The following is a 12,209-nucleotide window of genomic DNA, read 5'->3' as shown; positions in this document are numbered from 1 at the left end:
GAATGAGTGAGTTGAAAGTCGTTGTTGTTCAATGTGGGAATGAAGAATATGCATTGCCTGTAGATTCGGTTATTTCCATCGAGAAACTCGAGAAAATCAATCCGATTCCTCATTTACCTGAGTATATGCTTGGTCTTATGAAAACGCGTGGTGAACTTGTTCCTATACTAGACTTCGAACGTATTTTATATGGTCGAAGTGCTGAAAAAAACGATGAAGTTCGTATTGTAGTTGTTCAAACTGGAAGTTTATTAATCGGATTACTCGTTCTCGATGCAAAAGAAATTCTAGATATTCCTGAAAGTGCTATGACGTCAACGGGGTTGCTTGCCTATTCTAAAACACCTTATTTCACAACGGTAGCAAATCTTGAAAATCGCATGATCACAATTGTAGATCCTGAAATATTATCACGCACACTTGCGGGTATGGATGCTATTGGTGAATATATTGAAACACGAACAATGGAAGAAGTTTAAGTTTAAAACCGGGCAGTGTATTCTGTCCGGTTTTTACTGTAAAATGGATTGAAATAAGTGAGGGGAGATGTGTATGGCGGAGATGTTTGAAAGTCGGGCGAAGGTCATTCTTCATCTTGACATGAATAGTTTTTTTGCTTCAGTAGAACAAGCGCATGACCCTTCACTTAAAGGAATTCCGATGGCGGTTGCGGGAAATCCGAAAGAACGACGCGGCATTCTTGTTACATGTTCATATGAGGCAAGGGCCCTTGGTATCTATACGACAATGACTGTGGGCGATGCAAAACGAATTTGTCCTACCCTGGTCATCGTTCCACCGGATTTCCCGAAATACCGCGCGGCTTCAACTGCAATATTTGATTTACTTCGAACGTATACAGATCTTGTTGAGCCTGTATCTATTGATGAAGCCTATGTTGACATCACTGCAATTGGTGGTTTGACGGATGCAGTAAAAATTGCATCTGGTATTCAGGAACGTATTTTTCGCGAACTCGATTTACCGTGTTCAATTGGAATTGCACCAAACAAGTTTCTTGCGAAAACGGCATCAGACATGAAAAAACCAATGGGCATAACAATTTTAAGAAAAAGGGAAGTTGACCGGATACTTTGGCCACTCCCTGTAATTGAAATGCACGGCATAGGGAAGAGCACCGAGAAAAAAATGAAAGCACTTGGAATAATTACTATTGGTGACTTAGCTAATGCAGACGAAAATGTAGTCAAAGTCTCACTTGGTAAAAATGGGTCTCGTCTTCAGCTACGTGCCAATGGAATAGATGAGCGTCTAGTGGATCCCGCAGCAGGGGATGAACGTAAAAGCGTTGGGAGTTCAACAACTTTACCGATTGATGAAACTGAATTAGATGCCTGTTTCGCTGTTTTTAAACAATTGGCAAACCGGGTTGCGGTTCGTCTCGCAAATAATGAACTCGCGGGAAATGTAATAATGATTCAAATTCGAACGGCTGATTGGCATAACCAAACACGAAGTCGTACTCTTCTAAATCCTGTTTATAAAGAAGACGATATTTATCGAGAAGCAAGTGACTTATTTGAAAAACATTGGGACCGTGAACCAGTAAGGTTACTTGGAATTACTGTTACGAATGTGATTTCAATTATCGAGATACACGAACAACTGTCTATTTATAATTTTGAAGAACATGAGGAAAAAAAGCGGATAAGTGATTTAATTTTAAAACTGGAAGATCAGTTTGGTCCTGGAGTAATAAAAAAGGGCAATAAATGAAGGAGGTTACATAAATGGAACTTCAATTTTTAGGAACAGGTGCGGGTATGCCGTCAAAAATGCGTAACACTTCTTCAGTTGCACTTAATCTTTCAGCTGAAAATGAAGGCTATTGGTTGTTCGACTGTGGTGAAGCAACTCAACATCAAATTTTACATACATCTTTAAAGCCACGTAAAATAATGAAGATTTTTATTACTCATTTACACGGAGATCATATTTTTGGTTTGCCTGGCTTAATTGGATCACGTTCATTTCTTGGAGGTGAAGAGCAATTGGATGTATTCGGACCTAAAGGCATTAAAGAGTGGTTGACAACGACACTACGGATTACAAATACGCATTTGAATTATGAACTCATTGTTCATGAAATCGGGGAAGGTACTGTTTTTGAAGACGATAAATTTAAAGTAACTTCCAAGTTTCTTCAACATGTTATCCCGTGTCTTGGATATCGTATTGAACAGAAATCGCTACCTGGAAAACTCCTTGTGGATAAAATCAGGGAATTGGGTGTCCCTAAAGGACCTATGCTTAAACAATTGAAAAACGGGGAAGACGTATATCTTGAGGACGGCAGCTTAGTACTCAGCAAAGATGTTACCGGAGAACCGCAAAAAGGCTTTACGATTGCAATCCTGGGCGATACAAGTTCCTGTAAAGCTTCAGTCGAACTTGCGAGAGATGTAGACATTCTTGTGCATGAAGCTACATTTGATTCGGAAACAGGTAATCTTGCTAAAGAGTATGGACATTCAACTATTACCGATGCAGCCGGGATAGCGAAGGAAGCTGGGGCGCGGTCATTAATTGCAAACCACATTAGTGCTCGCTTCATGCCGAGTGATGTTGCGCAACTGAAAAAACAAGGTGAAGAAATCTTTCCAGAACTGCATATTGCCGAAGACTATGCACGTTTTGAATGGAAAGACGATGTTGTTAAAAAAATTGAATGAAGAAAAAATCCACGGGAGTATTAACCAGTGGATTTTTTCATCTTTTACTATTAAAAAGTCCATCCTCGGTCATACTGTTTTGGTACTGGGATTTCAGTTCCCAATTCTTTCGCGGCACTATAAGCCCAGTATGGATCACGAAGCAGTTCTCGTGCGAGTAAAATTAAATCTGCACGGCCATTTTTTAAAATTTCTTCTGCTTGAATGCCTGTCGTAATGAGTCCGACGGCTCCCGTTGCAATATGAGCACCACTTTTAATCGTTTCCGAAAACTTCACTTGGTACCCAGGGAAAGCATCGATTTTTGCGGGGACAAGAGCACCGGAACTGACATCGACTAAATCGATTCCTTGTTCTTTCATCCATTTAGCCATTTCAACATATGCTTCAGGTGTCATACCGCCTTCCGTATAATCATGTGCAGAAATACGGACGAAGAGTGGACCAACCCATACATTACGGACTTCGTCAATGATTTCACGTAAAATACGGTATCGATTTTCAGCAGAACCGCCGTAGTCATCCGTGCGTTTATTCGTTAGCGGCGACAAAAACTCATTGATAAGATAGCCGTGTGCTCCGTGTAATTCGATGACGTCAAATCCTGCTTTTTGAGCACGGATTGTGCCGTCTTTGAAAGCTTGGATTGTAGCTTTAATATCATTTACGGTCATTTCAACTGGTGTTTTATAAGTGTCGTTAAAAGCCATAGCGGAAGGAGCGAAAATATCGCCATCAACAGTAGCTTTTCGTCCAGCATGTGCAAGCTGAATGCCGGTTTTCGTTCCGTGCTGTTTCATGAGTCGAACTACTTCTGTAAGTCCTACAATATGATCATCGCTCCAAATCCCGAGATCTTGTGCAGAAATTCTTCCTTCCGGCTGAACTGCTGTGGCCTCAACAATTATAAGTCCTACTTGACCGACAGCGCGTGTAGAATAATGAGTTTTATGCCAGTCTTCAATCTGTCCGTCACAGTTGTGGGAGGAATACATACACATCGGTGCCATTGCTATGCGATTTTTAAATTCGACCTCTCGTATTGTATATGGTTCAAATAATCTTGTCATAATTTTAACCTCCATTATAGGTACACGTTAAGTATAACAAAATGGTTGTATTAATACATAGCGCCCAACTCACGGGATCGTGCTTCTGCTTTCTGGATACATTCAGCAATGATTTCCTTGAAAAGACGATTTTCCAATGCTGTTACTCCTGCTTCTGTTGTTCCACCTGGACTCGTTACATGTTTTCTTAATTCTGCTGGTTCTTCTCCAGTATTTTTCATCATTGCTGCGGCTCCTTCGAGTGTCTGAATGATGAGGGACCGTGCAATATCCTGAGACAACCCTTGTTCAATCGCGACTTCCTCAAGTGCTTCGGCTAAATAATAAACATATGCAGGACCACTGCCCGATAACGCAGTAACTACGTGCATTTCATCTTCTTCCACGACTTTTACCATACCAATCGATTCCAACATTTTTAAAATATTCATTTTCATATTTAAATCAATTGTATTATTCCAAGCAACTGCACTAGCGGACTTTCCAATTGTTGCGGATGTATTCGGCATAGACCGTGCAATCATTCTTGCACCAAGACCATTTTCAAATGCCTGAATAGAAATTCCTGCAATGACCGATAAAACAGCAGTATGATCGGATAAATAAGGAAGTATATCTACCATGACTTGATGTATGTCTTTTGGTTTCGTTGCGAGAATTATTAAATCTGCTTTTCTAAGTGCTTTTTTATTTGAACAGACAATGGATACTCCATATTTAGTTTTCAAATACTCCAATCGTGCATCATCTGATTTATTCATCACAAATACGTTCAATGGATCCATTGTACGTTGTTCTACAATCCCACCAATCATAGCTTCTGCCATTGAACCTGCACCTACGAATACTATCGTCTTCATACAATCGCCCCTTTTTTTCAATAAAAAAATGCGTTATCATCCTAATTAAATAAGGACGAAAAACGCATGTTTCCGCGGTACCACCTAAATTTGCCGATTTTACGGCACAACTTGTTTCCAACTTAACGCGAAGGATACGGTCGTGTTTCCACAACAGCTCGGAAGGAGGTTTCGAAATGGGAGAGGGGATGTGGTTTTCAGCCGGTGACCACATTTTCTTTTCTCCATCGCCATTACTACTGGTCTTCGTCAATGCCCACCTGTTTTGAATTAGACTGATTATTACACGTTAGCTGGATAAAGTCAACATGGACAATCATTTACAAATCTTTATTCACTATATGAAACCCAACTCAACCCAGTTGTACCTTCACCCGCGTGAACACCGACGCAAATACTAAGAGCAACAACCCGAAACTTCAAAACAGGAAACTCTACCATTAGCTCCTGTTTCCAGATTTCTGCATCATGGTTGTTATTGCAGTGAATAATTGCAACTTCTGGAATGGCGGATTTTGCGATATCCGTACGAAGCATTTCGGTTACGTTATTTTTTGCTCGTTTATTTGCCCGGACTTTTTCTTTCATTAAAGTTTTCCCATTCTCGAATGAAATGATAATTTTAATATTTAACAATTGACTTAAAAATGCTTGTGTTCCAGAAACCCGACCACTCCTGTGCAACTGATTCAAATTTGCGGGAACGAAAACAAGTTTAGAGTTCTTCGTCATTTCTTCTATTTCCGATACAACAATTTCAACGTCTGATCCTTTTTTTAGCATCTCATTACCGCGTTCAATCATTTTCAACATCGGAAAGGATCCAATTTTAGAATCAATGGAGTACACTTTAAAGTCCGTCATTTTTGCGGCTGCTTGCGAGCTTTCAAATGTGCCCGAAATTCCACTCGATACATGCAAAGTAATTGCCGCATCATAACCTTCAGATTGCAACTTTTCATATAAAGAAACCATTTCTCCAATAGGAGGTTGAGATGTTTTAGTTGGAACTTTAGTTTCACGTAATTTTTTGTAAAACTCTTTTTGAGTTATATCTAAGTCTTCTTTATATGAACCGTCTGGAAAAACAACAATTAAGGGTAGTACATGTATGTTATATTTTTGGATGAATGCGTCATCTAGTTGCGCAGCTGTATCTGTGATCCAAGCAATTTTCTTCGTCATCAAAATACTCCTCTATGATGTAAACTTTTATGTTGGAATGAGCTATCTATATATAGTAAATCTACACTAGAGATTAATAGACGCCTAGTGACAGATGTCACATAAAGAAGGGTTTTCAATCAGTTGTCATAAATTAAACATTATTAGTACGATAATATGTATAATGTAAGCTTATTCTAGATTTATTTAATCGGCTTATTAAGAACGTATGTATGCTAAGATTGAAAAGAAATCAAAATTCAGGATTTGAAACTTTAAGTCAATCTGAAATGCCGTGAAATGTAATTAAAAAATCTTTCCAAGATATTAGTTGGAATTTAAGTGGGGATAAAATAATGTTGAATTACGATGTTTTATTATTTGATTTAGACGATACACTGTTTGATTTTAGAGAATCCGAAAAAAATGCACTTTTCAATACGTTTCAAGGAGTCGGGTTACCAAATGGAGTAACGGATTATAGAACAAGTTATAATACAATTAGCAAAGTGCTATGGGAAGATTTGGAACAAGGACGTACAACGCTACAAGAATTAAAGTCAGAACGATTTAAACGGTTATTTTTAGAACATGCACTTGATATCGATGCAAAAGTATTTGGAAATGAGTACCTTGAAAATTTAGGCAAGGAAATTCACGTAATTGCTGGTGTGGAAAGTATGCTTGCGGAGTTTTCAAATACTAGATTAGTTGTTCTTACAAACGGATTTACAGAAGTTCAGCGAGCAAGAATAGGTGGATCGATTTTCAAAGATTCATTCGAAGCCATCATTACATCAGAAGAAACAGGGTTTCAAAAACCTCAAAAAGAAATTTTTGAATATGTATTTGAAAACCTACAGATTTCGGACAAGTCCCGTGTGTTAATGATTGGCGACTCACTCTCTTCGGACATTCAAGGCGGCTTGAATTTTGGTATCGATACATGCTGGTATAATCCACATAATAAGGGAAATACAACAGGCATTCAACCGACTTTTGAAATACATTCATGGGATGAAATGGATTCTGTCGTTAAAAGTAATTTGCTATTTATAAAGCAAATGAGTTTGAAATGAACAGAGTTTTTGACAATCATATTCTAAAAACGACACGATTAGTCCTAGGATTATAAAGTGAAGTTGTATACTGATCTACACAATATAAATGGGAGGAGTACTATATGAGTATTCATAGAGCGACATTAAAAGATTTAGATGTTTTAGCGGAACTTTTGGATTTGTACAGAAAATTTTATCATCAAGAATCGAATATTGCTGCCGCAAAGGACTTTATCGAAGAGCGGTTGACGAACGAGGAATCAGTGATTTTCATAACTTTTCATGAGGAGAAAGCGGTCGGATTTGCCCAATTATTTCCATCATTTTCATCCGTAAGTTTGAAACGAATTTGGATTTTAAATGATTTATATGTGAAAGCCGATTATCGTGGAAAAGGATATGGCGAAGACCTAGTGAATCATTCAATTCTATTTGCGAAAGATACAGATGCGAAAGGCGTTTTACTAGAAACAAATGTTCAAAACGAAACGGCACAAAGACTTTATGAGAAGATTGGGTTTACGAAAGAAACCAATCATTTTTACTTTTATTCGGTTTGATTTGAATAAAAAGGGGTCAGTCTGAAATAGGGTAACCGCCTACACTCCAAGCAACGGAGTGGATTATTTGAAAAAGTATTTTCATCAATCGAGCCAAAAAATGAATGTAGAATAACTGTTACTTTGCGTTCCAGCGTACGCTTTCCGTTCTAGAAGAATAAAAACCATTCTTCTTTGGGCACGGCTTCAATCTCCTTGTCCGCTACCTGCGGGGCTTTCAGTCCGCGCTGTTCCCGCTGGAGTCGACGCCTGCTCTCCAAGCAACGGAGTAGATTATGAAAAAAAGTATCTTCATCAAACGGTCCAATTTCTTTAATCATTGCTGATCAAGTCAAAGAAGTTATCGGCGTAGAAATCAATAATGATGGTGTAAAAGATGCGGTTATAAATGCAAAACGGAATAGCATTAACAACGTACGTTTTCACCGAACAGATGTGGGGAAATTCATGGTCGAACTGGCAATGAAAAATGAGGCGATTGATATAGTCATTATGGATGCTCCAAGAGTAGCTAGCGACGAAGCGTTTTACAAACTAAACCCGAAAAAAATCGTTTATATTTCATGCAATCCAGAAACACAGGCGGGAGATTTAGCGTTTTTAGTTGAACACGGATATCAAGTTAAAGGCATACAGCCTGTCGATATGTTTCCGCAAACAAATTATATTAAAACAGGCACTCGCCTAACGAGAAATGACACGACATTAAAATAAAAGCCTAAACCTCGTTTCTCTGTTTGTAATTAGAGGGTCGAGGGTTAGGCTTTTTACAATCATTTTTGTATTAAGAACGTTTTAGTTCTTACGCTTTACTTCGATTCTATAACCATCAGGGTCAGTAACAAAGAAATAAGAAGGTGTTCCACCTGAAAGTCCTCTCAATTCACCTGTTTCATAAGAAGAAGCTTTACAAATTTCATGCATTTCTTCTAAATCATTTACTGTTACGCCTAAATGACTGAAACCATCTCCTATAACATATGGATCTGCATCATAATTATAAGTAAGTTCTATTTGTACTGAAGTACCTGGTGAATTTAGATAGATTAAATCAAATTTATCATTAGGGAATTCTCTGCGACTGGCTACTTCAAAATCAAAAAGCTCAGTATAAAAATCTAAAGTAGCATCAATATCTCTAACACGTAAACAAATTTCAACGAGTACTTGATCCATTATATCATCCTCCGTAATCATATTGAATTTAGCTTATCATAGATACTATATAAGTACACTTGATGCGATTGAATAAAGTTAATTGTTATTTTAAATGCTTGGTCTGATTTAAAATAGTACCTTAATTCCGACATACATGATAAGTTAAGTGGAAAAAGGGGGCAAGAAAGCTTAAACATCTTGCCTTTATGCAATAGTAGGGGTCGCACACCGATAATAAATCATTGGTGTGCCGCCTGCTTTTACTTCGATTCGATTTCTTCCGGGAAGGTACTGTACCTTTTGTATAATTCTTGTCCTTTCAATTTTCGCTATATATCATTCAGCAAAAAGCAACCCAGTAATTGTTCTAGAAGTCATTACGGGCATTACGCAATTCGATAAAGTCCTCCAATGTTTCCACTTGAAGAAAGAGGTTAATTTCCTTCTCCCTGCCGATCGTTGTCGGGAGCGTTGGCTGTCCTTTAGCACACAATTCCTGGACTTCTTCCAATGATTTGGAGATTTCTTTATTATCCGGATGCATTTCGTATGCAAAACGTAAATTAATTTCGGTATACTCGTGACCGGGATAAACATTTATATCATCATCCAAGCGCTTAAATTTCTGCAAAGTTTCATATTGGGCTTCGTAATCGCCGGTAAAAACCCGACCGCATCCTGCTGAAAACAGGGCATCCCCGCAAAAGAGATTATTTCCCATTAAAAAACTGATATGGCCATGCGTATGACCTCCTGATTCGTAGACTTGGAAAGTTTGGTCCAACAAGTTAAAGGAGTCTCCTTCCTTTACAACACTATTCACCAAGCCTTTCGTTTCTTTCGGTCCATAAACAAGACTTTCCGGATGACTCGCTAGAATCTCGCGTACCCCGCCGGTATGATCTTCATGCATATGAGTTAAAAGAATGGCTGCCAAACGAAGCTGCTTTTCTTCAAGGTAATCAAGGACAACTCTCGCTTTTCCTGGATCAACCACAACTGCCTCTGTTTCTTCTTGAATGCACCATATATAATTATCAGAAAAGGCTTTGATTGGATGAATAATCACTTTATGATTCCTCCTCTTTTTATATATTTAATTTGCGGTTTGGAGACTTTTTTTCCCCTTCCACCGACAAGTTTTAATTTAGCCACTATCATAACACAGAGATTATTAATATTTTGGTTTCTTAATTGCGTTTTTGTACCAGTTAACTGAACGGATTAGAAATTGGGGGTCCGTACCTTTATAAAAAAGCCCAATCCCTTTACAAGATAAGTTAGGGATTGGGTACTGAAATCTAATTACTAGCTAAATTCCGAGAATAAGAGAATAACACCTATGACTGCAATAATAGTCAATACTAAAAAGAATATTTTAACCGCACTTATAGGTGATTTACCACTTACTTTACCCGTTTGTCCATTTACTAAAAATCGATAGACGGTATTGTTATAAAGGAAAGATGAAATCCATAGGGGCAATAAAATATGTTTGTATGTTGTTTCCTCATAATCGGTCTGCACGCTTACAATTTGAACGATATCTCCAAATACTTGTGCTTGAATTCCACTGGAAATTCCATTGTCGATGATCCCTTTTGCATCCTCCCATCCTTCTTTCAAATTAATAGAATACCTTTCCGCCAAAAAACCGGATAGATATTCCGTTTTATAATCCAGAAGTCCATTCATATGAAAAGGCTCGATTTTATCAATCAAACCACTGGCAACATTTTTAGAAGCTTTTACTAAAACATCATCAAAAAACTCACTATAACGGCCATTTTCTGTGTGCCATCTGGTCTTTCGTACTTGTTCAGTCACTTGCCTCGTTTTTCCATCTTCGTGAACAGTACGAGTTTCCATGACATAGTAATACGTTCCAACTCGAACAGTGAATGTCGATTTCGTATGCGAGTCAAATGTCCAGTAGGGAATGTAAGTACCTGTTATTTTACTTAGTTGATAGGATTTTTTGAGCTTTGTAGGAGCGAAATATCTTTTTCGAATCCATACTTTGAACTTTTCAACAGCTTCCTCTTTTGATACTTGAAAAGGGACAACCAGTGCCGGCTTGATACCAGCGTGATGTTTGCTTATTGAAATATGTGAAGACCCGCAAAATGAACAGAAATCAGCAATTTTATCTTTATCGAGAAGCGTTTCGGCACCACAGTTTTCACATTTAAAAACGCGTTTCTCATCGTCCCATCCGTGGTCTTCTTTTTCTAACGCTCTCAAAAAGTCATTTTCAATTGTATTTACTGTTGTTCGTTCAATTTCCTTTTCATTTCCACAAAAAGGGCATTTTAGTGTACCGGTTTTGGGATCGAATATCGTGTTTCCACCACAAGAGGAACATTGATTTACTTCGGTCGCTTCTAGAATACTCGTTTCTGTGTCTTCATTGTTTTCTATTTCCGTCACGTGGGCACCTCTTTTGTAAGCATATTACAAACCCTCTCCGCAATCCCCACAGAACTTAGCATGTAAAGCATTTTTATGATTGCATTTTCCGCATGTTTTTTCAGTTTCTTGTTTCGTACCACACTCACCACAAAACTTCGCATCTTTATTAATTTCTGCATGGCAATTGATACAGGGTACTTTTTTCGTTTGTACGGATTTCCCGCATTCTTTACAAAACTTTGCACCCGCTAAAATAAGTTCATTGCAATGCGGACAATTTATTTTGTCGGACTCAGTGTTTGTTGGATGTGGTGTGTTTGCTTGTTGATTGTTCCCAGTAAAAGCGTTCGCCATCATACCGCCAAGAGCAGCACCTGCACCAAGTCCTGCTCCGGCACCCGCAAGACCTCCGCCTTCGTTTCTTGCTGCTTCACGCAATGCTTCAGCAGCTTGGAATTGCTGATATTGGCCAAGGTCTCCAATGACTCCCATAGACGTCCTCTTATCCATCGCTTGTTCAACTTCAGCAGGTAGGGAAAGATTCTCAATGTAAAGGGAAGTAATTGCAAACCCAAATCTACTAAATCGTTCTTCCATCTTTTCTTTACCAAGTGCACTTAACTCGTCGTAATGCATAGCCAAATCCAGTGCAGGAATTTTCGATTCGGCAAATAAATCGGTCAGTCCTGATAGGATCATTTTTTTCAATTGTTCTTCTATATTGCTTGTATCATAAGAAGCATTTGTACCAAATAGTTCTCTTAAGAAAACTGTTGGTTCAGATACACGGTATGAGTATATTCCATACCCTCGCAATCGAATAATGCCGAAATCAGAGTCTCTCATCATGATAGGATTTGACGTTCCCCATTTTTGGTTAATGAACTGTTTTGTATTTACAAAATATACTTCAGCTTTAAAAGGAGAGTTAAATCCGTGTTTCCAAGATTTTAACTTTGTTAATATAGGCATGTTTTGAGTCCATAATAAATGTCTCCCTGGTCCAAACACATCCGCAATTTCACCTTCGTTAACGAAAATCGCGACTTGTGATTCTCGAACCGTTAATTCTGCACCCATTTTAATCTCGTTTCCTTGAACCGGAAAACGATAAACCAGCGTATTTGTACTGCTATCCGTCCATTCAATTACTTCAATAAATTGACTCTTGAAAAATCCAAATAAACCCATTGGAAGTGCCCCCTTAATTATATTATTGCTACTATAAAGT

Annotated in this window: 13 protein-coding genes; 6 read left to right on the top strand and 7 right to left on the bottom strand. The window is 38.2% G+C overall.

Annotation, left to right across the window (positions count from 1 at the left end; genetic code table 11):
• Positions 1-2 precede the first annotated feature (2 nt).
• The 3 genes from ACP8HH_RS09400 (at position 3) to rnz (ending at position 2,693) form a co-directional block, all read left to right on the top strand.
• Complete coding sequence (locus ACP8HH_RS09400; RefSeq protein WP_438310606.1) at positions 3-479, top strand: chemotaxis protein CheW; 477 nt, start codon at positions 3-5, stop codon at positions 477-479.
• A gap of 73 nt (positions 480-552) precedes the next feature.
• Positions 553-1,737 carry a DNA polymerase IV gene (locus tag ACP8HH_RS09395; RefSeq protein WP_438310604.1) on the top strand — a complete coding sequence of 395 codons (1,185 nt, stop codon included), beginning with the start codon at positions 553-555 and terminating at the stop codon, positions 1,735-1,737.
• 14 nt (positions 1,738-1,751) lie between these two features.
• Positions 1,752-2,693 (top strand): ribonuclease Z, encoded by a 942-nt coding sequence (rnz, locus tag ACP8HH_RS09390; protein ID WP_438310602.1) that lies wholly within the window; start codon positions 1,752-1,754, stop codon positions 2,691-2,693.
• Between the two features lie 50 nt (positions 2,694-2,743).
• Here the strand turns inward: rnz and namA are convergent, their stop codons facing one another.
• From namA to ACP8HH_RS09375, 3 genes are all read right to left on the bottom strand, one after another.
• Positions 2,744-3,763 (bottom strand): NADPH dehydrogenase NamA, encoded by a 1,020-nt coding sequence (namA, locus tag ACP8HH_RS09385; RefSeq protein WP_438310600.1) that lies wholly within the window; start codon positions 3,761-3,763, stop codon positions 2,744-2,746.
• Positions 3,764-3,813: 50 nt separating this feature from the next.
• Entirely contained in the window at positions 3,814-4,623 is an 810-nt protein-coding gene (gene proC / locus ACP8HH_RS09380; RefSeq protein ID WP_438310597.1) for a pyrroline-5-carboxylate reductase, read from the bottom strand.
• Positions 4,624-4,953: 330 nt separating this feature from the next.
• Entirely contained in the window at positions 4,954-5,808 is an 855-nt protein-coding gene (locus ACP8HH_RS09375) for a DegV family protein (RefSeq protein ID WP_438310595.1), read from the bottom strand.
• Positions 5,809-6,146: 338 nt separating this feature from the next.
• Between ACP8HH_RS09375 and ACP8HH_RS09370 the strand changes: the two genes are divergently transcribed.
• The 3 genes from ACP8HH_RS09370 (at position 6,147) to ACP8HH_RS09360 (ending at position 8,122) form a co-directional block, all read left to right on the top strand.
• Positions 6,147-6,866, top strand: a complete 720-nt coding sequence (locus tag ACP8HH_RS09370; protein ID WP_438319103.1) for a YjjG family noncanonical pyrimidine nucleotidase — start codon at positions 6,147-6,149, stop codon at positions 6,864-6,866.
• 104 nt (positions 6,867-6,970) lie between these two features.
• The gene (locus tag ACP8HH_RS09365) at positions 6,971-7,408 is read left to right on the top strand and encodes a GNAT family N-acetyltransferase (protein WP_438310593.1); all 438 of its coding nucleotides are present in this window, start codon (positions 6,971-6,973) and stop codon (positions 7,406-7,408) included.
• A 306-nt stretch (positions 7,409-7,714) separates the two neighbouring features.
• Positions 7,715-8,122, top strand: a complete 408-nt coding sequence (locus ACP8HH_RS09360; RefSeq protein WP_438319101.1) for a methyltransferase domain-containing protein — start codon at positions 7,715-7,717, stop codon at positions 8,120-8,122.
• Positions 8,123-8,203: 81 nt separating this feature from the next.
• Here ACP8HH_RS09360 and ACP8HH_RS09355 read toward each other — a convergent pair whose 3' ends face one another.
• The 4 genes from ACP8HH_RS09355 to ACP8HH_RS09340 all read right to left on the bottom strand — a co-directional run bounded on the left by ACP8HH_RS09355 (position 8,204) and on the right by ACP8HH_RS09340 (position 12,169).
• Complete coding sequence (locus tag ACP8HH_RS09355; RefSeq protein ID WP_438310591.1) at positions 8,204-8,584, bottom strand: VOC family protein; 381 nt, start codon at positions 8,582-8,584, stop codon at positions 8,204-8,206.
• A 349-nt stretch (positions 8,585-8,933) separates the two neighbouring features.
• Positions 8,934-9,635, bottom strand: a complete 702-nt coding sequence (gene gloB, locus ACP8HH_RS09350; protein ID WP_438310589.1) for a hydroxyacylglutathione hydrolase — start codon at positions 9,633-9,635, stop codon at positions 8,934-8,936.
• A gap of 239 nt (positions 9,636-9,874) precedes the next feature.
• The gene (locus ACP8HH_RS09345) at positions 9,875-10,996 is read right to left on the bottom strand and encodes a hypothetical protein (RefSeq protein ID WP_438310587.1); all 1,122 of its coding nucleotides are present in this window, start codon (positions 10,994-10,996) and stop codon (positions 9,875-9,877) included.
• A gap of 24 nt (positions 10,997-11,020) precedes the next feature.
• Positions 11,021-12,169 (bottom strand): SPFH domain-containing protein, encoded by a 1,149-nt coding sequence (locus ACP8HH_RS09340; protein ID WP_438310585.1) that lies wholly within the window; start codon positions 12,167-12,169, stop codon positions 11,021-11,023.
• Positions 12,170-12,209 lie beyond the last annotated feature (40 nt).

The organism is Sporosarcina sp. FA9 (assembly GCF_051550205.1).
In the GTDB taxonomy this organism is placed as follows: domain Bacteria; phylum Bacillota; class Bacilli; order Bacillales_A; family Planococcaceae; genus Sporosarcina.
This window is presented reverse-complemented; position numbering and strand designations above follow the sequence as displayed.